Annotated in this window: 18 protein-coding genes; 6 read left to right on the top strand and 12 right to left on the bottom strand. The window is 36.1% G+C overall.

Going from position 1 to position 24937, the window contains the following annotated elements:
* Positions 1–182 precede the first annotated feature (182 nt).
* Both H6X70_RS15515 and H6X70_RS15510 read right to left on the bottom strand, forming a co-directional pair.
* A complete protein-coding gene (locus H6X70_RS15515) occupies positions 183–1643 on the bottom strand; it encodes a sulfatase family protein (RefSeq protein ID WP_194768610.1) in 1461 nt (486 codons plus the stop codon).
* A 1-nt stretch (position 1644) separates the two neighbouring features.
* The gene (locus H6X70_RS15510) at positions 1645–2742 is read right to left on the bottom strand and encodes a glycoside hydrolase family 5 protein (protein WP_194768609.1); all 1098 of its coding nucleotides are present in this window, start codon (positions 2740–2742) and stop codon (positions 1645–1647) included.
* A gap of 319 nt (positions 2743–3061) precedes the next feature.
* On the opposite strand from H6X70_RS15510, the gene H6X70_RS15505 reads away from it, so the two are divergent.
* The 4 genes from H6X70_RS15505 to H6X70_RS15490 all read left to right on the top strand — a co-directional run bounded on the left by H6X70_RS15505 (position 3062) and on the right by H6X70_RS15490 (position 8932).
* Complete coding sequence (locus H6X70_RS15505) at positions 3062–5332, top strand: GH92 family glycosyl hydrolase (RefSeq protein WP_194768608.1); 2271 nt, start codon at positions 3062–3064, stop codon at positions 5330–5332.
* Between the two features lie 94 nt (positions 5333–5426).
* The gene (locus H6X70_RS15500) at positions 5427–6857 is read left to right on the top strand and encodes a glycoside hydrolase family 125 protein (protein ID WP_194768607.1); all 1431 of its coding nucleotides are present in this window, start codon (positions 5427–5429) and stop codon (positions 6855–6857) included.
* Between the two features lie 208 nt (positions 6858–7065).
* A complete protein-coding gene (locus H6X70_RS15495; RefSeq protein WP_194768606.1) occupies positions 7066–7881 on the top strand; it encodes a T9SS type A sorting domain-containing protein in 816 nt (271 codons plus the stop codon).
* Between the two features lie 130 nt (positions 7882–8011).
* The gene (locus H6X70_RS15490; protein WP_194768605.1) at positions 8012–8932 is read left to right on the top strand and encodes an alpha/beta hydrolase; all 921 of its coding nucleotides are present in this window, start codon (positions 8012–8014) and stop codon (positions 8930–8932) included.
* Positions 8933–9007: 75 nt separating this feature from the next.
* Here H6X70_RS15490 and H6X70_RS15485 read toward each other — a convergent pair whose 3' ends face one another.
* From H6X70_RS15485 to H6X70_RS15455, 7 genes are read right to left on the bottom strand one after another with little or no spacing between them, the layout of a single operon-like run.
* Entirely contained in the window at positions 9008–10075 is a 1068-nt protein-coding gene (locus H6X70_RS15485; RefSeq protein WP_194768604.1) for a cellulase family glycosylhydrolase, read from the bottom strand.
* A 6-nt stretch (positions 10076–10081) separates the two neighbouring features.
* Positions 10082–11743, bottom strand: coding sequence for an alpha-L-arabinofuranosidase C-terminal domain-containing protein (locus H6X70_RS15480; RefSeq protein ID WP_194768603.1), 1662 nt, complete (start codon positions 11741–11743; stop codon positions 10082–10084).
* Positions 11744–11793: 50 nt separating this feature from the next.
* Complete coding sequence (locus H6X70_RS15475; RefSeq protein ID WP_228530393.1) at positions 11794–13194, bottom strand: sugar MFS transporter; 1401 nt, start codon at positions 13192–13194, stop codon at positions 11794–11796.
* A gap of 3 nt (positions 13195–13197) precedes the next feature.
* Positions 13198–14916, bottom strand: a complete 1719-nt coding sequence (locus tag H6X70_RS15470) for a sulfatase (RefSeq protein WP_194768602.1) — start codon at positions 14914–14916, stop codon at positions 13198–13200.
* A 3-nt stretch (positions 14917–14919) separates the two neighbouring features.
* Positions 14920–16461 carry a hypothetical protein gene (locus H6X70_RS15465; protein ID WP_194768601.1) on the bottom strand — a complete coding sequence of 514 codons (1542 nt, stop codon included), beginning with the start codon at positions 16459–16461 and terminating at the stop codon, positions 14920–14922.
* Entirely contained in the window at positions 16448–16633 is a 186-nt protein-coding gene (locus tag H6X70_RS15460; protein ID WP_194768600.1) for a hypothetical protein, read from the bottom strand. Before H6X70_RS15460 ends, H6X70_RS15465 begins: the two co-directional genes overlap by 14 nt.
* Positions 16630–18048, bottom strand: coding sequence for a purine-cytosine permease family protein (locus H6X70_RS15455; RefSeq protein WP_194768599.1), 1419 nt, complete (start codon positions 18046–18048; stop codon positions 16630–16632). Before H6X70_RS15455 ends, H6X70_RS15460 begins: the two co-directional genes overlap by 4 nt.
* 222 nt (positions 18049–18270) lie before the next feature.
* On the opposite strand from H6X70_RS15455, the gene H6X70_RS15450 reads away from it, so the two are divergent.
* Positions 18271–19320, top strand: coding sequence for a hypothetical protein (locus H6X70_RS15450; protein WP_194768598.1), 1050 nt, complete (start codon positions 18271–18273; stop codon positions 19318–19320).
* Between the two features lie 75 nt (positions 19321–19395).
* Here the strand turns inward: H6X70_RS15450 and H6X70_RS15445 are convergent, their stop codons facing one another.
* The 3 genes from H6X70_RS15445 to H6X70_RS15435 form a co-directional block, all read right to left on the bottom strand.
* A complete protein-coding gene (locus H6X70_RS15445; RefSeq protein ID WP_194768597.1) occupies positions 19396–20352 on the bottom strand; it encodes a nucleoside hydrolase in 957 nt (318 codons plus the stop codon).
* 1 nt (position 20353) lies between these two features.
* Positions 20354–21301, bottom strand: coding sequence for a prolyl oligopeptidase family serine peptidase (locus H6X70_RS15440; protein WP_228530392.1), 948 nt, complete (start codon positions 21299–21301; stop codon positions 20354–20356).
* A gap of 195 nt (positions 21302–21496) precedes the next feature.
* Positions 21497–23752: a GH92 family glycosyl hydrolase gene (locus H6X70_RS15435; protein ID WP_194768596.1), complete on the bottom strand. Its 2256-nt coding sequence runs from the start codon at positions 23750–23752 to the stop codon at positions 21497–21499.
* 270 nt (positions 23753–24022) lie between these two features.
* Here H6X70_RS15435 and H6X70_RS15430 point away from each other — a divergent pair, with 270 nt between their 5' ends.
* On the top strand, positions 24023–24934 hold the full coding sequence (locus H6X70_RS15430) for an ROK family protein (protein ID WP_194768595.1): 912 nt from the start codon (positions 24023–24025) through the stop codon (positions 24932–24934).
* The last annotated feature ends 3 nt before the right edge of the window (positions 24935–24937 follow it).

Genomic DNA, 24937 nt, shown 5'->3' with positions numbered 1-24937 from the left:
GGAATCTTGGCTTCAAAAAACTCAGATCTCCCCTTCTTGATACCATTCCTATGAAATTAGAATAAGCTCCTGGAAGGCATCACTCGAGTAGACATAAAACTTATTTTGTCAATTCGAGTGATGCGACCTGAGGAGCATTGTATCGAGAATTATATGCTGAAATAAAAAAGCATATCACGAACTTAATTTATAATACTATCTAATTTAATTTGAAATCGTTCGGCTAACTTAGCATGTGATACAAATAAATTCTCCGACTCTGTGGCATCTTGTGTTAAATTATAAATCTGTTTAGGGACCTTAATATGCGTGGTATCTGGAACTTCTAAAAAACCACCACTACCCTTTCCATTGATATAAACATAATCTTTATCTCTTAAGCCAAACATCCCAACTACAGAATGATACACCATACTTTGTCGCATGTTTCTTGGTACTTTTTCCTGTAATAGTGCTGGTAAAAACGACTGACTGTCTTTTCGATTAGAACCTGTACCTTGTATTGTGTTTTCATTTACAATATCGGCAAAAGTTGCGTAGAAATCGGTGGTAGACACCAGTTGATTGGACTGCGTGTTTTGGATAATTTTCTCTGGCCATTTCACAATAAAAGGCACCCGATGTCCACCTTCATAGATATCACCTTTTCTTCCGCGCCACGGCCCATTTGTATCGTGTTGATACTTTGCGATAAGGTCACTAGACAATGCTGAGCCATTATCCGAAGTAAAAATTACAATGGTATTATCATCAATATCTAAGGACTTTAATAGGTTGTTAATTCGACCAACAACATCATCTACTTCCACCATTAAATCGCCATAATCGCCAGCCTCACTTTTCCCTTTGTATTCATCTTTAGGAATCCAAGGGGTATGTGGTGCTGTTAATGCAAAATACATGAAAAACGGAGCTTTTTCTTTTGATAAAGCCTTGATTTTAGCTTCAGCAGTAACTGTTAAATGGTTTAAAACATTATAATGATCGAAATTTGGAGCCACCAAACCTTTACGCCAAAATGCGCCTCCATAGGTTTTGGAATTCCCTTCCGAGTAACCATTAGGAACTTGAGTTACCTTTTTATTTTCAATATACACATAGGGTGGAATATCTAGAGATGCTGCAATACCGTAATAATAATCGAAGCCCAAATCGGTAGGACCAGCCGTTAATGGTTTATCAAAAAGCACCGAGTCTTGTTCCTTTTGCCAACCTAATCCCAAATGCCATTTACCTACTGCAGCAGTATGATAGCCTTTGCTTTTTAAAACTGTAGCAATGGTTTTTGTTTTCTTAGGAATTATAAGCGAATCGTAACTCCACGTCACACCCTTTTTCAAACTACTTCGCCAAGCATATTGTCCTGTAATAATACCATAACGCGTAGGTGTACAAACCGACGAATTGGTATGTGCATCTGTAAAACGCATCCCTTCTCTTGCTAACTCATCTATATTTGGTGTTGGAATTTTCGAACTATGGTTATAGCGCTTTGTGTCTCCAAACCCCATATCGTCGGCTAGAATTAAAATAATATTAGGTTGTTTTATCTCCTCTTGAACAGCCTTATCTTTTTTTGATGTATGACATGCCGAAGTGATAATTAATAATAGAAATGCTAAAAAATAATTTAGATGCTTCATTTTATTTTGCATTTTTTTTGAAATATGATTTTAATAATTCCCAACGTGGTGCATTTGCTATTCTCGTGCTATCATTTCTATTGGTGATATTCATCTCTGGGTCCCAAACTTGATTTTCTCGAAACGCATGATATGCCCAAGACCAGTTATGTTTTTCTGCAATATCAATCACATCGGTTAAAAAGCGCATGCCATCTTGCCCAGTCCAACGCGGACTACTAAATTCGCCAACAAAAACGGGAATATTGGGGTGTTTTTCCGAAAAGGCAATCAGTTCTTTTTGTTCTTTTTCAAGTTGTGCTTTATCCCATAAAATACCATCAATTTTTGTTGGATATGCTACATAATCGCCTTCTTCCCAAATGTTTTGATGAGTAAAAGGCACAGGTATATAGGTGTGCGTTTCCAAACAGATATTATTATCGTCAGGAATTTCTAATACTTCAATGCCTTTGTGATAGCCTTGCATCACCTTTGTTTCTTCGTTATAAATACGAGGCAAAGCATACACAATAGTATGCATCGAATCGACTTCTCGAATGGCTTTAGTTAATTTCTTATACAATAAATTAATATCCTGAGGTGTGTTCTTTTCCATATCAACCGGGATTTCAGGTTCATTAAGTAAATCGTAACCCGCCACAACATCACCTCTTTTCGCACATTGATTAGCTAACTTTTTCCAAAAATTAATTAGAATATCATGATATTTAAAATCTTTAAAAAACGGATCGGAACCTAACATGGTCCATTTATGTTCTGAACCTGGATAGCGGTGCGGATCTATTAATACAGCGACCCCATATTGCTCGCCCCAGTTTAAAACCGAATCTAATTTTTGAAATGCAGATTCTTTATAAGCAAAAGGCGCTTCCATCTCCATATAAGTACAAACGGCTGTACTAAATCGCATTAAGTTTGCGCCAGATGCCGCCAAATCCTTAACATCCTTTTCAGAAATGTCGCAGGCCACATTAACACCTCGATAGGTTTCCCACTTAAATTGTGATGGTTGAGTATGCTCTTTTTTAGAGTTGTTGCAATTTGTAAAAATGGCTAGAATACCTGCCAGAGTAATTAATCGAAAAATTATGTTCATGATTGTCTTATTTATTCAAATATGACTTTTTTAGATCATTTCCACTTTTTAATTTACAAATTCATAGCAAATGTCTATGTGAAAAAAACAAAAAAAAAGGCATACCTTCCTGTATAAAACACAGTATTCAAGAACAGATTCCCACAAAACTTAGCAATTCATAAAAAGAAACATATCGACAACTTTACATTAAAAAGGCTGTTTTTTAAAACCATTTTAGCGGTGTCACTTTTATCTCTTGTTTTCTAAAATAAAAGCTTTAGAAGAGACATCACCCGTAAATTTATTTTCTAAATTTAATCAACATTAATACAACCAAATGCTTAAAAAATCATCTTTTTTATCCCGTGTTTTTCTACTTATTCTACTATGTTTTTGTTTTACAAACTGTAATGAGCAGCCTAAAAAATCTACTGAGTCTACGCCTAATACTCCATTAATTTCTTACGTAGATCCTTTTATAGGTACAGAAGGAAATGGTTCGCACCATACCGAAGGTAATGTACACCCTGGAGCAGTTAGACCATGGGGCATGGTAGCACTTAGCCCGCAATCATTCGACTTTACCAAAATGCAATTAGCAACGGGTTACCGAAATGACCAAGATAAAATATACGGATTTAGTTGTGTAAATTTTTCGGGGGTAGGGTGTCCTGCTGGCGGCAGTGTCCCTTTTAAATTCTTTACAAAACCTTTCGAGACCGACTATCCAGGCTCTAAGTACTCCAACCAAATCGCTAGCCCTGGGTTTTACAGCGTAACCTTAGACGATGAAAACATAAGCGTAAATGCTACGGCAACCACAAGAACTGTACTGATGCAAGTTAATTTACCTGCTGGAAAAGGAAACATTTATTTAGACTTGATGGCACAACAAGGCCATGTAAAAGGAGGTGTGGTACAAGCATACACGAGCAGCTCGGTAAAAGGATATCAATTAGAAGGCTATTTCTGCGGAACAAAAAATAGAAGCAATGTTTATTTTACAGCTGAATTAGATAAAAAAGCCGATTCTACCTATTTAACATACACTAATAAAACAGACCCAAAGTTTGAGCAACATTTAGAAAAAGAACCTAGCGGGATAGTATATGTTTATAACAATGAGAAACCAACAACTGTACAAATTAAAGTTGGTGTTTCGTACGTATCAACAGATAATGCACAGTTAAATTTAGACACCGAACAAAAAGGTTTCCAGTTTGATAAAATTAAAAAAGATGCCGAGACAGAATGGGAAGATGAACTGAGCAAAATAACCATTGAAACTCCTGTTTTAGACGACAAGATTGTTTTCTACACCTCTTTATACCACAGTTTATTAATGCCATTAACCAATAGCGACACCAATGGTGAATTTATAAAAATGGGAAGTACCGAAGTTGGAAAAACCAACCATACGCGCTATTCGGCTTTTTCGCTTTGGGATACTTACAGAACAACACATCCTTTATTTACACTAGCCTACCCAGAAAGACAGCTAGAAATGATACAAACCATGTTAGATATGTATGACGAAGCTGGATGGTTACCAAAATGGCCTGTTTTTAATTTCGAACCGCATTTAATGACAGGAGACCCCTCTCCTATAGTTATTGGCGATGCTTATGTAAAAGGTATTAGAGGATTTGATATTAATAAAGCCTATGAAGCTTTTGAAAAACACTCCAACCAGGCCGAAGGAAACTTAATGCGTCGTGGTTTAAAAGAGTACAATAATCTTGGTTACATTGCTATGGATGGCGAATTTGCTGATGTTACCAAATTTGAATGGGATAACGGTATTGTATGGGGAACTGTTTCAACTTCCATGGAATTCAGTCTTTCAGATTTTAATATTGCACAAGTCGCTAAAGCATTAGGAAAAGATAATGACTACGAGAAGTATTTAAAAAAATCGATGTCATTTATGAATTATTATAATGATGATATCGCTTTATTTCAACCTAAAAATAAAGATGGTAGTTGGTACGAACCTTTTGATCCTACTGAAGAATTTTGGGACGATATGCGTTTTGGTTTACGTGGAGGCCCTGGTTTTTGCGAAGGAAGTGCTTGGCAATACATCTTTTCGATACCCCATGGTATGAAAACTGTGAAAGAAAAAATGGGTGACGAACGTTTTCTAACCCAATTAAATACCCTGTTTGACAAAAATTATTTCGATATGACCAACGAGCCTGGTTTAGGATTTCCTTTCTTTTATAACTATACCGACTTAAGAGACCATAAAACTGCTGAAACTGTTCATAGGTTACTAAAAAAACACTTCACTACCAAACCTAATGGGTATCCTGGAAACGATGATGCGGGCGCCATGTCGGCATGGGTAGTATTTTCTATGATGGGAATTTATCCTGATACGCCCGGAAAACCAGAATATCTGGTAACAACTCCTGTGGTTGAAAAAGCAACCATTCAATTAAACTCAAAGTTTTACAAAGGAAAAGAATTGGTTATTGAACGTGATGGGCCAGTAGACGGAAAAATCACAGACATGACTTTAAATAATTACCCACTTAATTATGAAGTCAACCACAATAAAATGACCGAAAAAGGTGGTCTTCTTAAAATTAAAACTGTAAAATAAAACGATTTATTTTTTTTTAGGCTAACACCCCATAAAACAACGCGCATATTGTTTTCTGACTGTTAGCCTTTTTTTATCAAATTAGAGACATACTATGCAAAGACGAAAATTCATAAAAAACACGGTAATTTTAACTGGAGGCATTAGTTTAATGAATACAGCTGTTTTTGCTGAAAGTTTTACAAAAGCATCACCATTTCCTATAGTGCGTCCAGAAGCATCAAAACGTAATTTTAGTAGCCCTGTAATTGAAGCTGCCATTAGTGAATTTCAAAAAAATGTAGCCGACCAAGAATTAGGCTGGCTTTTTAACAACTGTTTCCCAAATACTTTAGACACTACGGTAACTTATAGTGAGGTGAAAAATAAACCACACACCTATATTATTACTGGCGATATAGATGCTATGTGGCTTCGCGATAGTTCGGCACAAGTTTGGCCTTATGTTCCCTTTGCAACTAAAGACAAAAATTTAAAAAACCTTATTTCCGGTACTATAAACACGCAAACCCAATATATTTTAAAAGATCCTTATGCCAATGCGTTTTACGATAATCCTGAAAAGCAAGGCTATTGGAAGGACGATAATACCAAAATGAAACCTGGCGTTCATGAACGCAAATGGGAAATCGATTCGTTGTGTTACCCCATACGGTTAGCATACCAATATTGGAAAAAAACAGGAGATACTGCACCGTTCGATACCAAATGGGTCGATGCCATGCGTAACATACTTATAGTTTTTAAAGACCAACAACGTAAAGACGGACAAGGAAATTATAGTTTCCAGCGTAAAACAGAGCGTGCTTCAGACACCATTCCAATGGCTGGTTATGGTTATCCTGTAAACCCGGTTGGATTAATTTGTTCTGCCTTTAGACCAAGTGACGATGCGACCGTTTTTTCATTCTTAATACCATCTAACTTCTTTGCTATTGTAAGTTTAAAACAAGCTGCAGAAATGCTTGAAACCTTGCATAACGAACATGGTTTAGCCAAAGAATGCCTTGACTTAGCTACAGAAGTAGATCATGCGATTAAAAAATATGCGGTTGTAAATCACCCAAAACATGGCAACATATATGCTTTTGAAATTGATGGCTACGGCAATCATTTAATTATGGACGATGCCAATGTACCCAGTTTATTATCGCTGCCTTATTTAGATGCCATAGATAGAAATGACCCTATTTATAATAACACCCGTCATTTTATTTTATCCTTAGATAACCCGTTTTATTTTAAAGGCAAAGCTGCTGAAGGTGTTGGTGGTCCACATGTTGGTTTAGACATGATTTGGCCCATGGCAATTACCATGCAAGGCTTAACAAGCACTAATCCCGAAGAAATAAAAGCCTGCATTCAAATGTTAAAAACAACGCATGGTAATACGGGATTTATGCATGAAACTTTTCATAAGGACGACCCAACTAATTTCACAAGATCTTGGTTTGCTTGGGCAAATACCTTGTTTGGAGAGTTTTTATGGAAAACTTATCAAAACACCCCTGAACTTTTAAAGTAACGGTTATCCAGAAATATTTCTTATCCAACTTTTGGCAGCAAGTTCAAGAAGCAAAGTTTTGTATTTTATTTTGAATCTGAAGATATTTTAAATGTATAACACCCAATCTCTCCTAATTAACAAAACCAAAGATATTCAGCACTCTATTTTTATGGTTTTAAGTCTTTTACCTCTATTTTTAATTCCATTAACCATAAATATTTTAAATATGACTAACAAAACTACTTATCAAAATTTTATCAAAAAAACAACATTAAAGCCTCTGTTTGCTTTATGTATATTTTTTGCAGCACACCATGTTCAAGCTCAAACCATGATAGTTGATTTTGAAAACCCTGCTAATTATACCTTTGGTGCATGGGGAGGCGCCACCTCAGAAGCTGTTGCCAACCCTGATGCATCAGGTAGCAATACTTCTGCTACGGTAGCTAAATTTACTAATGGAGGTGGTGTTTGGGCTAACGGCAATGCGATTGATTTAACTACTGAACTTAATTATAGTGATTTGGCTTCACTTCAATTTTCAATAAAAGCGCCAAATACGCAGTGGTGCCTTGTACAATTAAAAAATGGAGATGATAATGTTGCCGAGGTAGGGTTCAATGCCTCTTCGACAACAGCATGGGAAAATATTGATGTCACCTTAGATTTTAAAGGTCCTGCTGGAACGGAAGCTACAGCTACCTATAATAAAATTGTTTTTTTCTTAAACCCTAATAATGAGTCTTCAGGTGATGAATGGTATGTTGATAATATAGCTAATTCGGCTACCCTTTCTTCAAAGGATTTTAACCAGGATAGCTTCGATGTTTATCCTAACCCAGTTAGTAATGTTCTTAAATTAAGAGGAAATCAAAGCGCTTTAGATGGTGTTAAAATATCTATTCTTAGTTTGACTGGCCAATTAATAAAAACATCTCATAGTGCCACTATTAATGTATCCGATATTAAACCGGGTTTATACCTTGTTTCTGTTAAAAATAAGTTAGGACAAATCAGCACAAAAAAGTTTATAAAAGCATAATTTAGTTTTTTTATTGGCACTAACAGCGATTCTATGCTGTTGGTGCCTTTTTTTCGCAAAAGGCCTATGCCGATTTAATTACTTTTAAATTTTTTGAGGAGACTAAAGTCATACCTCCAAATACCAAATGATGAGAAAACATAAGTTCTTTAGCCTTTGCTTACTAATAACTATTTACAACTGTTTTAGTCAAAACCAAATTATCCCACTTTGGACTGAAAATATTCCTAATCAAAAGACATCAAACGAAGTTGAAAAACAATATTATGAAAGTGACATATTTTGGAAGGCTAACGTACAAAATCCAACACTAGAAGTTTTTATACCAAATAAAAGAAGTGCTACAAAAAAAGCGGTCATTATTTGCCCTGGTGGTGCCTACCACCACATCGCTTACGATTGGGAAGGCACCGATATTGCCAAATGGTTTAATTCCAAAGGGATTACCGCCTTTGTTTTAAAATACCGTTTACCTGAATCTAAATCCTTACTAGTAAACTATAAAGCGCCCTTACAAGATGCACAACGTGCTGTGAGATTGGTAAGAGCTCATTCTGAAAAATGGAACCTAGACAAAAACCAAATTGGTATTATGGGCTTTTCTGCCGGTGGTCACCTCGCTTCCACTTTAGGAACACATTTTGATAACGACAAAAATAGCATATCCAGCCCTATGGATAGGATAAGTGCTCGTCCAGATTTTATGGTGCTTATTTACCCGGTTATAACCATGAAATCTAATTACACCCATTTAGGGTCTCGAACTAGTTTAATAGGCGCAAATCCAAACCAAAAACTTATAGATTTTTATTCTAACGAATTACAGGTCACTAAAAATACACCACCAACCTTTATACTACATAGTGCCGATGATGAGGCGGTATCAGTTATGAATAGCATACAGTTTTACGAAGCTTTAATTAAAGAAGGTGTATCGTCAGAAATGCACATTTACCCTAAGGGCGGCCACGGTTTTGGTTTAGCTATAGGAAAAGGCGCTTTACAAAATTGGACGCAATTACTTTCAGATTGGATGGATGATTTGAAATAACATCCATTCTAAGCCCATATTAAGCTTCTTACGGATTATTAAAAAGCTTCAAAAAAGAAAAATCCTGAGTAATTATTAGTCCGCTTTTGTAAGCTGTTTTATCAATGCTACTTCTTCCTTTTTATAAGGTACTCCGTCTTTTCTAAAAATTTCATGAAACCAAAGTTCAGGTTCCGATCCATCAGATAAGGGGGTATCCCAAGCGTATTTTGTATTTGTTTTCCCATCAACTAATCCCCAATTAATAGCGCCTATTTTTTGTTTTTTAAGGATTGGCATTATATTTTGAAACCTGCTCTTATTTTTTCGAGCCATGTATTCGGTGCAAATTAAGGGCCGCTTTAACTGTTTAAGGCTATCTATTCCCGATTGATGGCTTATTTCATCCATATAATTGTGATACGAAATAACATCAGAATGCTCTAACTGAAAGGCATTTAAATCTTTTAAATCACCATGCCAAATCCCAGAGGTTAATGGCTGACTAGGGTTAACTGCTCTTGCCCATGCAAATACATTTTTAAGTAAGGGCATAGATTTATTGTCGTAAGCAGAATTTCCTGGTTCATTGTACAAATCCCATAAAACAATACGATTATCGTCTTTAAAGGTGCTTAAAATATCTTTAACGTAAGTTTCTAGCACAGACATTAAATCGTTGTTAGTATGCAATAAATCTCCAGGATCTCTTAACCAACCGGAATTATGAACGCCTGGTTTAGGTTCAGGCTGCGTGCCTACTTTAAACGTAGGATTCCAACAATCGTCAAAAAACACAAATATCGTTTTTATATGATGTTGCTCAGCAATTTTCAAATAATCGGATACCCTTTGCTTAAAACCAACTTGATCTTGTTGCCATGCTGCATGATGCAAATACACACGCATACAATTAAAACCAATGGACTCTGCCCAGCCTAATTCTTTATCGATAGTCTTCGGATCGAAAGTCGACTCTTGCCACATTTCTAACTGATTTATCGCTGTACTAGGCACAAAATTAGCACCACGTAACCAAGGTAAATCATCATGCCATTGCCATGCTTTTTCTTCACTCCAACGCGTTGCAACTTTTGATTTAGTTGTTTTATTCGCACAACCAAATTGTAAAACAATGATAAAAACTACAATATACCACCTCATAACCTATTATAATTTATTCAAAATAAACACATTTACAGAATGTGGTGCCACCTCTAAAACATTAGAATCTGTAGAAAACTGCATGTCTTTAACAGTCACTTCATGCTTAGCAGTTTCATGCTTTCCTTCCGCATAAACCTCTCCTGTAAATTTCACTTCTTTAAAAGCCTTAGAAATAGAAAAATCTTCAGGAGCTATAACAATTTCTCTTTTTTCAGAAAAATCTCTATTAATAACATGTATAAAAAATTGCGAGCTGTTTTCACTAACCACCACATCTAAATAAGACACCCTTGGTTTTGCTTTTAAAATACCAATAGCATCAAAAGGCTGCTGGTAAACTTCATTATTTTCTAAAACGCTTTCTACCATAGTCTCTCCATGATATTTAGCATACAAACCGGTGATTGAACCCGTTGGAAAAATGCTAGCTTTATTACTAGTTTTATCCACACGAATGGAACTGATACCCCAACTGTTTCCTACCAACATCGATTGATTTCCCATTTGAACAACATCGGCGTGACGCATCATGGCATGCAGCATAGAAGCAGCTCCTATACCTTGTGCTAATTTAGAATCTTTAAGACCATTTTTAGCAAAACCTCCTGAAACCCATCCGTTCCAATTCCATTCGGTTACTGCGATTGGCACGTTGTTTTTTAATAATTCTTGAAACACAGAATGATGAAAGTCTGATTGCCCCGAAATACTATCAAACGCTGGTACAGAAACCTGAGCATAATATAAAGCTTCTGGTGAAATTTTTTGAAGAGTATCACCTGCTTTATCTATCGCATAATTCATACCCCAGGGTTCGTAATGATGATAAGCCATCATATCAAATTTATTGTCTAGCTTTTCTTTTCCAGCGGCAATGAATCCGATAGAATTTCCTTCAATAATAATTTTAATAGTAGGATCTACAGCACGCATTTCATCAATATAACGTTCCACAATCGTGTAATAATGATCTAAAACTTCCTTTTTAATGGGTTGTACATTTCTATCGATGGCTTTTTCGAACATATAAACCTCATTGCCTATTTGAAAATATGGCACATGATACGGCTCTTTTCTTCCATTTTTAGCTCTTAATTTCGCCCATTTTAAATACTTTTCAGGTAAATCAGCATCTAAAGGCGCATTGCAGTAAGCGACTAATGCCGCAGCATGTTCGGCAGCTGCTTGTAAGGTTTTCTTTTTAAAATAAGCATCGCCTAAATTAACCACCAAAAGCGGATCAATATGTTTTTTCTCGGCATACTGTAAAAACTCATCGAAGCCCAATCCATTTTGTGAGACCACATTTTCAGCACGGCCCTTGTAAGGCGGTCTAGGACCTGTTCTATCATAAGGATTATCAATTAAATCGGTCCAGTTGTAATAATCAATATCTGTTCCGCCTGGAAACCTTATAATGGGTATATCTAAGGAATCCATGAGTTTTTCAACATCTTTCCGAATGGCTTGTCTTTCGGTGTCCCATGAAATATCGGCACCGGATTCGCCATCCCAATTGCATTTTTCCATAAAATGACCAAATACATTTTTATGCAGAGGCATCTTTTTAGATTTTAAATACAATTTTGCAACGGCATCTAAAGACCTCGCTTCAGTCTGACTTTTTTCTTCTTTACAAGCATAAAAAAGCTGGCAGATGCACATACAAACTACCAGCTTTTTTAGAAATACAATATAATGCATATTTATTTTATTTAATGAAACCCTGCTTTAGGCTTTAATTGCTCTGAATTATTTGATTTCCATTTCGGGCTATAAAAGCCATAAAACATGATGTAAATATAACAACATAATGGCACAATAAAAGAAGCTTGTAACCCAATATTATCTGCTAATATACCTTGAATAAGCGGCACTAAAGCAGCCCCTAGAATGGCCATAACCAATAAAGAAGAGCCTTGACTTGTAAATTTTCCTAAACCGTCGATGGCGATTGTAAAAATATTAGACCACATAATGGAGTTGAAAACCCCAACACCAATTAAACACCACATAGCAAAACTACCACTAGAAAATATGGCTAAGGCAATTAACACAATGCTTATGGTACCAAACAACCCTAAGGTTCTTCCTGATAAACCTTTACCAACAATAAAGGCAACAAAATTAAGCGCTATAATACCTAAATAAGGTAGTACCGTGTTAAATTCCATACCCGAAATAAAGAAAATTAGCCCGAAAGACAATACTGAAAGCAAGAGCATCATGGCGTATTTTTTTGTTTTTTCCATAGCACTTAAAGAAAGTGCTCCAGAGAATCTACCAATCATGGTTCCACCCCAATAATAGGCTAGAAAATTTTTGGCAACCGATTCTTTCAAGCCCATAATCTCATCCAAACCAATAAAATTTATCAAGAAACTCCCTATGGCAACTTCCCCACCTACATACATAAAAATAGCAACCGTTCCGTAGGATAAATTTTTAAATTTTAACGCTCCTTTTCCTTTAACGACCTCATCTTCATTTACAAATTCCGGCAGCTTTATAAATTTAAAAACTATAGCCACCAAAATAAAGATGATACCAAATACGAGATAAGGTATTTTAACCGCTTCGCCACCGGTTTCGCCATGAGAAAAGAAATACTCATAAATTAAATATCCTCCAAAAATTGGTGCAATGGTTGTTCCTAAAGAATTAAAAGCCTGTGATAAATTTAAACGCGACGATGCCGTTTCTGGACTTCCTAATATAGATACATACGGATTAGCTGCAATTTGCAACATGGTAAACCCGAGACCTAAAATAAATAAAGCTGCAAGAAAAAAGCCGTATAATTTAAACTGTGCTGCAGGATAAAATAAAAAACACCCTACACCTGCTACTACCAAACCAATGATAATACCGTTTTTGTACCCTATTTTATTAATGGGATCACCAATTCGAAGCGATAGTATATAATACACTAGTGAACCAATAAAATAAGCGCCGAAAAAACAAAATTGGATAAGCATGGCCTGCCAATATTTTAAATCGAAAATCTCTTTTAGATACGGAATTAAAATATCGTTCATACAGGTTAGAAATCCCCACATAAAAAATAATGTGGTTAAAATAATAAGTGACGATGTGTAATTTTTAGAAGTGCCCATAATTTAGTTGGTATAAGTAGTCGTTTTAGAAGGTTTGTAGCCATATCGTACTGCTTTTGCTTCGATGTGACCTTCAATATTTGATAAAGGGTGCGAGTAAATTTCCCAACGTTCTGCATTTGGCTTTCGGTATGCTATCGAAGCGCCAGGTGTATTAGATTGCAGGGTTAATATGTTATTTTTAATTGTAAACGTAACATCGCTTGTGGTAGGTTGTTCGCCGTTTGGCCAAGCTTTTTCTGCTTGATCTTTTTCATCAATAAGGTAAAGATCATCAATAGATTCCATCCAAGACATTAAATCTTTTTCCATGGTATTTTTTACCGTTGCAAATTTCGGGTCTTGTGCTAGATTATTTATTTCATAAGGATCTTTTACGATATCATACAGTTCATCTTCTGGCTTCGAATCTGCCAACCAAGCCGATTGCACAGGATTTAACTGCCCTTTCTCTTTCATCTCTAAAATTTGATGCATTAAAGGCATGCGTTCTAAAAATTCAATGTGTTGTTGATAGGGTTTTTCTGGCTCGAAATTTTTAATGTACTTATAGTTTTTACTTCGGATGGCACGACGCACATCATAGCGATTGTCCATGCGATCCCTTGAGCCATAAACATATTTTCTAGGTTTTTCTTTCAATTCTGAGATGATGCTTTTCCCTTGAATCCACTCAGGAATTTCAACTCCAGCCATTTCTAAAACCGTGGCAGGTAAATCTACAAAACTGTATAAATTGGAATCGTTTCCAGGTTGTTTAAACCCTTTTGGCAAATACTTAGGCGGGATGTAAATAATTAACGGACTTTTAAGTCCGGAGTCATAAAGCCAACGCTTTCCTCGTGGTAAACAATCGCCGTGATCACTCATAAAAAACAAAATGGTATCATCTTCCAGACCATCCTCCTTTAAATCGGCAATCACTTTTGCTATCTGCTGATCCATTCTCATGGCATTGTAATATAAACGCTGTATATGGTCGCGAGCCAATTCGGTATCAGGAAAATAGGGTGGTAATGTAATATCTGATAATTTAATTTTTCGTCCTAAACTATCCAAACTAGGTCTTACCACCACATCTTTTGCCAACTTAGATAAGTTGATATTTTTATCTTCAAAAAATTTAGTTTTAGTGCTGTCTGGCCAGATATTAATCTCATGGGTAATTTCATAAGTATTATAAATAAAAAACGGCCTTTTTTCATCTGCTTTCGCTCGCATACGCCATGTTGGTGTTTCTGAAATGGTATCCCAAATAGTAAAAGGACTACCAAATTGATAATCTAATTTTCTATAGCTCGCCGTCCAATAGCCACTTGTACGTAAAAGCTCTGGAAAGGCTTTAATATCTGGCGGCGGAACTGCGTTATAACTTGGCACTCCAGGCATTGGAAGCACCCCTTTTGCTTGTCGCATATGCTGCGTTCCTATGGAAGAAGGATAACAGCCAGTAATCATTGATGATCGGCTAGGCGCACAAACCCCAGAGACCGTAAAAGCATTTTGATACACCATTCCTTTTTTTGCAATGGCATCTATGGTAGGGGTTAACGCTAATGTATCTCCAAAACAAGCGAAGCGCGGACTAATATCTTCTGCAACAAACCAAATGATGTTTGGTTTTGGTAACTTTTCATCTCTGTGATTCGCTATTTTTTCTTCTTTACAGGATGAAGCTAATGCTAAAATAAAAAGCGTTATTAAATGAATTTTTTTAAGCATAATTTATTGAATAATAGTAATTGAAAATGGTTTTAACGTGACCTCCCTTTTTATTGATCCTTCTTCCTTTTTAACATCGGAAAAACCATTGGTTATGTAGGTGTCGATTGGTGAAAAGTATTGGGTTGCCTTTTCTAAAAATGGATACGAAGACAAATCAAGAGCAATATCCTTCCTGCTATAATTAATAAGCAACATCTTTTTTGAAGACTCATTTTCAAAAAGCCAACCACCTAAGGTTTCTACTTGATCACCTCTATCATTGGTGATATCAAAGCTTTTCGAAAAAGCTAACTTTTTTGCTAGAGTCATCCCTTTGGAGGCATTAGCAAAAAGATGCGTAGATATCCCTGCGGCTGTTAGCTGCCAAGGTTTTGACTTAACGTGTTTCCATTTAATAAAATCAAGCTGAGTGTCATCTGAGAAAATTTGCCCAAACAAATCCCCAGATATGTTATGAATATTCGTTAGACTGACGGGTGAATTTAAGAACTCCTCATAATATTTTGAAATATATAGTGTGTTTGCCCAAGTACCACGAATAGCACTTCTATCGTCTCGCATGTTAAACTCGGTTGCCCAAATTTCCATACCTACTGGAACGTTTACTTTGGTATAACTATAGGCAGCTTCATGAGCAGTTTGCAACATGTTTGCGTAGGCAGAATCATTTTGCAATAAGCCTATCTCCCATTCCTGTCTAACTTTAAGTTCTTTTGAAGGTGCTTTCCTTGTTGCTGTTAAAGCATCTGAAGTCCCTTCGGTTCCTGCTGTTATTTTTTTTATTTCTTTACTTCCATCTATTCCGGCAGGACTATATTTATGAAAAATAACCGCATCGGCATTATTACAATATTTTAATGCACGACGTGTCCAGTCGGTATGACGCGCTCGGCGTTCTAGATCTGTTCCTAAAACAGCATATTTGGCATTTGGAAAATGTTGCTTTAAAGAATCAATCCATATTTGACAAGTTTTCCCGTAGTCTTCAGGCGTTGGATAAACAGACATTTCAAAAGGTAAATTAAAATACAGTTCATTTCCCAACTCAATATATTTTACAGGTAAGCCTAATTTTTTGGCACGCAACAAGTTTCTTACAGCATGTGCTAAATCCTTGCTTAACATATTCAGCATAAAAACGGGAGTAAAACCAAGTTTTTTTTGTCCTTTGGCAAAATTCTCTAAAGTATAAGTATCGGTACTTTCTTTCAGACCTTTTTCTGCAACCCATTTTATCATTAAACTATCTGGTACGCTTTTATCAATCCAACCCGTATCCCAATCCCAATAATTTCCAAGTGAACCTGCAGGGTATCTAAAATTAGGAACTTGTAAATCACCAACGGCATTTACTAAATTAGCATTATCCCAGGGCTGATTAAATGCTATTAAATTCCCATTTACACCAATCATATCTGGATAAATGGTTCTTTCAAACCCTGAGGTTACTAAGGTTTTATCATTAGCACAAGAAGTTATTAGGCAGCTCGCTAACAACAGACACGGTATTATTAGTAAGTAATATGATTTAAATCGTTTCATCTTCTTTTTTATCAAAAATCCATAATGGCGCTGTAACAAACCAACCAATTGTACCTGCTAACATCCAGGTTTTATAAGTTGCATCATCAATAATGCCTCCCATGGCCAAAAAAGCTGGAACAATAGTCATGGCAAGTGCTATATAGGATAAAAATTTCATTATTGGTTTCATAGTTCTACACTTTTAATTTTTTTAACTAGTATCTTTTGTTGAATATACCCAAGAATCATATAAGTAACACCTCCTATAACCCAACCTGGTAAGGCGACGAAGAAATAGAAATCGAGTTCAAAAAACTGATATAGCCCATAGCCGGCTGCCATAGATATAATCCAAGTTAAGGCAACTGATGCATTAAATTTAAGCTGAATAGCTTCTGCCAAATTTGATACCAATCCCAGTTTAGGAAACACGAATAAATCGACGATAACCACGGCACCAACAGGTGCTGCTACAAGGGCATAAAACCCTAAAAACTGATCTAGCTTACTCACAATAAAAGGGAAACAGGCCAAGATAATAGACATCACACCAATCATTATAGTAATTTTCCATCGTTTCATACTTGGCACTAAGGCTTGTATGGCTAACCCTGCTCTATAAATGGTTGGATTTGCAGTTGTCCATCCTGCAGCAACTACACAAATTAATCCTGCCATTCCTGCTCCTAAATAAGCGATATCGCCTGGAGTTGGATTGTCATTACCCTGACTTAGTGCTAATGCGCATAAAATCCCAGAAGCTACCCAAGCCATAAAATGGCCAATAAACATACCGAATCCTGAAGCAAAACCGTAGGTCGATTTTTTAGCATACCTATATATAGTCATATCCGATAATCCGATATGCATGGCATTATTACAAAGCCATGAGAAAATCATCACATGCCAAAACGTATATTTTGTTTGTCCTTCTAAAGGCACACCTGTCCAAATTTTATCGTTCGCTACTTGCCAGAAATCATCAATTCCTGTAACACCTAATTGTGGCAATACAGCAACTCCTGCTGCTAAAAAAATTAAAGGCATCCAAGGCGCAAAAAGGGTTGAAAATTTAGCTACAATTTCAAATCCAAAAGTGGCAACAATGGTAATTACAGAACCTACAGCTATAATGATTAGAACCCACGAAAAACTATCGGGATACATACTGGTTAAACCAGGTCCTTTTACATGAAGTAAAATCCCAACGGCCGAGGCAGACACCATAATCATGGCTGCCGCAACGGCCGAAAATTGGAGTCCGTTTATAAAGTTATATATAGATACTAAACGAAATCCGCAAATTTTCTCTAACTGATAAAAAATGGTGATTCTAGTTTTAACGGCAACAGGTGCACAAATTAAAGCCCAACTTAAAGTTGCTAAAATGTTTCCTAAAAGTAATCCTAAAAATAAATCGGCTGCGCCTACCCCATGAACTACAAAAAGCGGCCCTATTATAAATTCGGTTCCTGCTATATGTTCTCCAGCTACTAATCCTACAAAATCTTTAAATGATTTTACTTTTGATTTTGGTACAGGCTCCCGCTCGTACTCATTTACATTTTTGGCTTCGCTAAAATTTAGCCATTTTTTAATTTGCATGTTGGTTTCATATTTAATTACAAATCCACAATGTAGATTCGCATGGTTGTCTTGGTAAAGATGTGCTTACGTACTCTTTTTAAACTTATGATTTAGAAATACAGAGTAGAATTCGTTAAAAAAAGGACATTTTTGATTCATAATTCGAAACCTATTATGATAAAAAATAGTTTTATTACAATCCTTACTTTTTCCTTATTACTAAACTGCAATACAAATCCTATGACCTCGGTAATACTAAAAAATGAAACTGCAGAATTTGAAATGACTTTAGAAGGCTCTGCTTTTACAAAATTTAGATTAACAGATAACCCTATTAATCCATTAGATTGGCGATTGCCAAAAAAGCGATTACCCGACACCAATATTGGCAGCTTTTTATTTCAGGGGCATTTTTTATGTTTAGGCACTTGGGGCATGCCTACTGATGGCGAAAAAAAAGCAGGTTTAAAATTTTATGGTGAAGGAAACACCGAAGTCTGGAAAATCACTAAACCTTTGCACAACACAGATACTAGCCAAAGCATTACAACTGTTATGCAGGGTCCTATTGAGCGTTTAGATGTTACGCGAACTTTAAACCTATACAACCATTCTTCAGTGGTTGAAGTTACAGAAGAGGTTACAAATAACCTTCCCATTGGACGCCCTTATAACATTTTACAACACGCTACTATGGGGGGCCGTTTTATTAACCAAAAAACCATATTGAATACCAATGCAGGCAAAGGGTTTTATCAAAATGCCGAATATAAGCGTTCAACTTACACCGATATTGAAGAAACCAGTTATGAATGGCCAAATGCCTTGGTTCCTGATGGCGAAATCGATTTAACCTTATCTAACCAAGTTCAAAAAAGTTTTGTAAGCACCCATATTTTTCCTGAAAATGAAACGCATGGTTGGGCAACCTTAACCAATGTGGAAGCTGGATTGCTTATTGGTTATATTTGGGACAAGAAAGATTATCCGTGGTTGAATGTTTGGCATCAATATGAAGAGGGGAAAGTAAAAGGACGTGCTATTGAATTTGCAACTTGTGGCATGTGGCAACCTTTTGAATATATGATGTCTAACGATTCGCGCTTTTTCGGACAAAATTCTTTTGAGTTTATTGATGCTGGCGAAACTAAGCATAAAACCTATTTTATGTTCTTACTCCCTATCGATTCAAATTTCACCGCTGTTGAAAATATTAAAATGAATACGAATAGTATCGACATTACGATTAACAATGAAGGAAAAACTAAAACACAGGCTTTAACCTTTTAATATTTTAAGCCTTTATTTGTAAAAAAGAGGACATTTGTAAAGTATTAAGCACTTTATAAATGTCCTCCTTTTTTTTTACTGCTCTTTAAAATACCCTTCAAGCGTATTCCAAAATTCAGAATGCATGCCTTTTATATCAATGGCTGTATACACATGTAAAGTATCTCGTTTATTTTCTGGAGGTGCAGGGCGATCTTCTAAAGTGGCTAATTCTGGTTTTTGAATGGCAAGAATTAAAGCTAAATCCCACATAATTCGTTCTTGTCCGGCATTTATGTCTGTCCAAACATCACCTAATAATTTTGGTACGGCATGGTCTATTTTATATAACCGTTCTAGCGTTTTTGTTTTATCAAAAACAAACGGACGCACAGGGGTTATTGGCATCACCGTCATTTCCATATCAGTTTGATTTAATAAAGCATCAAAAGCATTTAAATCTCTACGAATATTAAATTCATTCTTATTCCAGACATTTTTCGTTGCATCAAATTGAGCGCCTAATAAATACGCATGAATATTTTTAGCAATTTTAGGTTCTGCTTCAATAGCCGCAGCCAAATTAGTGGAAGCACCAATACAAATAATTTTTAGCTTATTACTAGGAGATGCTTTTTTAGCTTCTTTAATTATAAACGCTGTGGCGGGAGAAGTTGGAAAAAAGGCACCATCCCAATATCCATAAGCATATCCTAAATGCGTTTCGCAACCTTGCGGATGCGGAATATCCATTCTATTCAATCCTTTTAGTAAGGTTTCGTTAGCTGCTTGAGATAAGGTTACAGAATTGAAATTAGTCACTTTGTTACCATTCCAAATGGAATCCATAAAAATCTGCGAGCTATTAAATTGTGCAGAATTCAGACTAATTAACTCCATTTCTGGAGATGCAATGGCTTGAAAAATGGCATAATAATCATCCAATTCATTTGCCGTATCTGCATCTAAAATATAACGCTCTGGGCTTTGACCAAAAGCGCTTAAGCAGGTTATAAACAAGGTATAAAGAAGCACTTTAAAAGTTTGATTCATATTAATTTTGTTTTTGTTGTTTTAAAAGCCAATTGTAAATATCATCTCCTGCATAAACGCGTGTCCATACATCATGATTCATATCAGATTCAATAGTAAATCGAACATCGGGATGGCCTAATTTTTCTAAAGTGTTCATTCCAGAATAAAAATGATTGAGTGTAATAACGTGGTCTCTTCCGCCAGCAAAACACCACAAAGGAATTTTATGTTTAGCAATAGGCGCCATTAAATCGCTATGTCCCCAACCTACTATTGGTGCAATTGCAGCAAATAAATCTGGATGCTTGCTTGCCATATACCAAGTACCAAATCCGCCATAGCTCAATCCTGTTAAATACACTTTTGAGGCGTCTGTATTATAATCTGCACCTACGGTTTGCAGCATCTTTAACAAATCGGTTTCAACAGTTTCCCAACCCATTGGAGGGCCATAAGTGCCATATTTGTAGCCTGGATGGGTAACCAAACTTCCCATTGGTGCATCCGATTTCGATTTCGGACTTCTGTTTGGCGTACCTACTTTTAAACGTTTAGGATGGTTTTCCAACTTGCGTTGATTGTAATATGAATTTGGAACACTATCAAACCCATGCATGTGAAGTTGAGGCTGAATAATTATAAATGGCAAATCGCGCTTTTGAATCCAAGCCTCATAAATAGGGCCATGCGCGAGGGTATAAGGCAACTCGTTTTTTCCATTTCCGCGCTCGCCATTTCCATGTAAAAAAAGCATTATAGGCCATTTTTTATCATTTGTTTCATCATAACCTTTTGGGAGGTACAGATAAAAATCACGCGCTGTATTATCAAACGCACTCGTGTATGTGATGGTCTTTAATTCTGCTTCCGAAGGTTTTTCCTGTGCTCTAACAGTAAATAAAACTCCTGTAGTAAGAAGAAAAGCCAATAAGTAATTACGCATGTATAGATTGATTTTACTAGTCATATCAAATATGTATAAGAATCTATTTATAATGGTGTTATTTTATAAAATCGAAGTTATAAATTAATAAATCCCTTATTCCTAGAAGTTTTTTCATACGGTTTTAGCATAAAAAAACAGCTATACAGGATTAATCGCTCTCCTAAAATTAAACCATTAACCAAGCTAGGTTCTACTTGGTTACATTTATAAAAGTTATTAAAAATCTGATAAAGAAGGAGGCAACTCCCCTTGTGTTCCCCATTTAGAAGGTTTTTCCCCCATTACAAACTCAAACTTAGCCCCCTTACTTATGTCGCTATGTTTAAACCAACAGTTATTAAAAGGTTTCCCGTTTAAAAGACACGATTGAATGTATATATTTTTAGGACTTGCATTTTTAGCGATAATAATCAATTCTTTTCCATTTTCTAATGCTATCGTTGCTTTGGGATATAACGGACTAGATATCAAATAAACATCTTGTCCTGCATTAGGAAAAAAGCCTAAACTATGAAACGCATACCATGCCCCCATAGAGCCGGAATCGTCATTTCCTGGTAGTCCCGTTTTTGATGCGCTATATTGTGTTTTTAAAATATGCCTAACAATTTTAGCTGTTTTATACGGTTCATTTACGTAACAATACAGCGATGGTACCAAAAATGAAGGTTCATTAGAAATTTGGGACATTCCTACTAATTTGGTGTACATCTGTAATTCATGGTGTTCATTAGCAGGAAAAGGCTCTTTAAAATAAGTATCCAATCGTTTGGTAAAAGTGGGTTTTCCGCCCATTTTTTCTATTAAACTTTTCATATCATGCGGGGCATAGAATGAATATTCCCAAGAGAATGTTTCATAAAAAGGGTGCGTCCAAAATCCCGAAGCGAACAGACTTAGGCTATCCTCCTCCAGCCATGTTCCATCGGGTTTTCGCGGCCAAATAAACCCTTTAAACCCTAAACTTTCTATATTGGAATTCCATAAATTTTTCCAACTGGATGCTTTTTTCTTGTAAGTTTCATACACCTCAACATTACCAAGTCCTTTTGCTACCAAGGCTATAGCCGCATCATTCGCTGAATATTCCAAAGTCCGGGTTCCAGATCTCTCGTAATCGGTTGACACATACCCAATACGGTTATAATCCCACAGTCCGCCACGGCCATATTTACGCTCATCATCTCCTGGTGGAACCGTTGCATTTTTTAACATAGCTTGTAAGGCCGTTTTATAATCGATTCCTTTTAAACCTTTTGCAAAAGCATCTGCAATAAGCATATCCGAATTAGACCCTCCTTGGGTACGCCCAGTGGAATGACTTCCCCTTGCATCTGGCATATAATTATCAAAACGATACATATCAATCAAGGACTCTACCATATCGGCTTGAAGGGATGGTTTTAATAGTGTAATAAACGGATGTGTAGCGCGGTAGGTATCCCAAATAGCAAAGTAATCACCATAATAAGGTTTATTCGAAATCCATTTCGGGTTTTCCCCAGTATAATCAGTAGGCTGTAAAAAAATACGATATACCGAGGAGTAAAATATTTTTTTAATATCCTCACTAACCCCCTCTACCTGAATAAGGTTAAGAATTTTATCCCAAGATTTTACGGCACTTTCTTTAACCTGATCTAAATCCCATGTTGTAATTTCTTTTAAATTGTGCTTTGCAGCACCAGTACCTAAATAAGAAATTCCAACTTTAACCTTAATTTTTTCACCCGCTTTGGTTTTAAATGAAAAATAAGCACCTGTTTTTTCATTACTATCAAATTGGCTTTTTTTATTCGGATAAAGTTTACCCGATTTCCAGGTTCCATAAGATGATGCTGGTTTTTCAAATTTCGCATAAAAATAGACGGTATAAGCATCACTAATATTCCAACCACCACGAATACGCGTAAAACCCTCAACCTCTGTATCAGAAATAATGTTCACTTCAGATCCAACAAATTCTTGTTTTTGATACGAGGCTAAAAAACTTCCTAAATCAATCAACACATTGGCGGTATCAGATTTAGAAAAAGTATATTCATGAATTGCAGCACGATTTGAAGCCGACAACCTAACTTTGGTATTATAGCGTGTTAAATCAACCGAATAAACACCCACACGAGACTTTTCATTCTCACGAGGAGAAGCATAATCTAAAGGATTAACAGCTCCTGTGGTAGGCATGAATAATACATTACCATATTTAGAACCTCCACCAGAACCATTTAGATGTGTATGGCTAAACCCAACAATATCGCCCTCAGCATCCCAACCTCCGTTCTCGGTAAGCAAATTACAATCTGGGCCCAACTTAACCATTCCCGTAGGCATAGCTGCACCTGGAAAGGTATTTCCTCCACCATCAGCTCCAATAAACGGGTCTACATATTTTGAATTACTAAAAGTTTGAGCCGATATATTTAATACCATAAACATCATGCTTATACCTACGATGAAAACCTTTTTCATTTATTTAAATTTTAAATGTGATGAATTAATAACTTTTTACCCTCCAACTTGCTCGAAAAAAAACTACGCCATCTGGATGATGGTTAACCATACAGCGCATTTCAATTATAATTATTTTTAATACTCACAATACTATTTAATCCATTTTATGTAGCGCTATGAATCCCTGCATATTTGTATCATTTTATAAAATAGAAGTTATAAAACAGCTTCTTCCCCCCTTTTATTAGTGCATCTGGTTATTTTTGATTCAGTCAAAATATAAGAACAATGAAAACATTATGTGGTATTGATTTAGGAGGAACAAAAATTGAAGGTGTATTACTAGCAATTCAAGATTCTAAATTTGAAGTTATAGAAAGACTTCGTGTTCCTACCGAAAAAGAACATGGTTACAACCATATTCTTAGCCAAATAAAAAAGGTTGTTGCCTTGCTTGAAGAAAAAAGTAAAACTAAAATAACCACTTTAGGCATAGGTACTCCAGGCACTTTAGATCCCACAACACAAACACTAAAAAACAGTAATACGGTGTGTTTAAATGGTCAACCCTTTAAAAAGGATTTAGAAAATCTTTTAGGTTTTTCTATTGAAATGGCCAACGATGCCAATTGTTTTGCCCTAGCAGAAGCCACTTTAGGTGCTGTACCAGACCAAGTATCCAATGCGCAAGTTGTTTTTGGAATTATTATGGGCACTGGTGTTGGTGGCGGCGTTATTTTAAATGGTAAAGTATTAAATGGTCGCCATGGTATTGGTGGCGAATGGGGACATAATTTTTTACATGAATCTGGTGGACCATGCTTTTGCGGACAAACAGGTTGCGTGGAAACTATTATTTCGGGAACAGGTTTAGAGAATTTTTATGAAGAAGAAACCGGAACTAGAAAACGTTTAAAGGCTATTTTAGAATTATATGAAGCAGGAAAAGATCCAGCTGCTAAAGCTACTATTGAACGATTAATTACCTATTTCGGAAAAGGCGTTGCTTCCATAATTAATGTTATTGACCCCGATGCCATTGTGATTGGTGGTGGCGTGGGAAACATCGATTTATTATATACTGAAGGCGTTGAAAGTGCCAAAAAATATGTGTTTAATAACGGCTTAGAGACGAAATTTTTAAAACCTAAATTGGGTGATAGCGCCGGTGTTTTTGGTGCTGCCATGCTGGTTAACTAAACA

The organism is Tamlana sp. I1 (assembly GCF_015355625.1).
Classification (GTDB): domain Bacteria; phylum Bacteroidota; class Bacteroidia; order Flavobacteriales; family Flavobacteriaceae; genus Pseudotamlana.
Note: the sequence above shows the minus strand (reverse complement) of the source record. Positions and strands in the feature narration are given on the sequence as shown.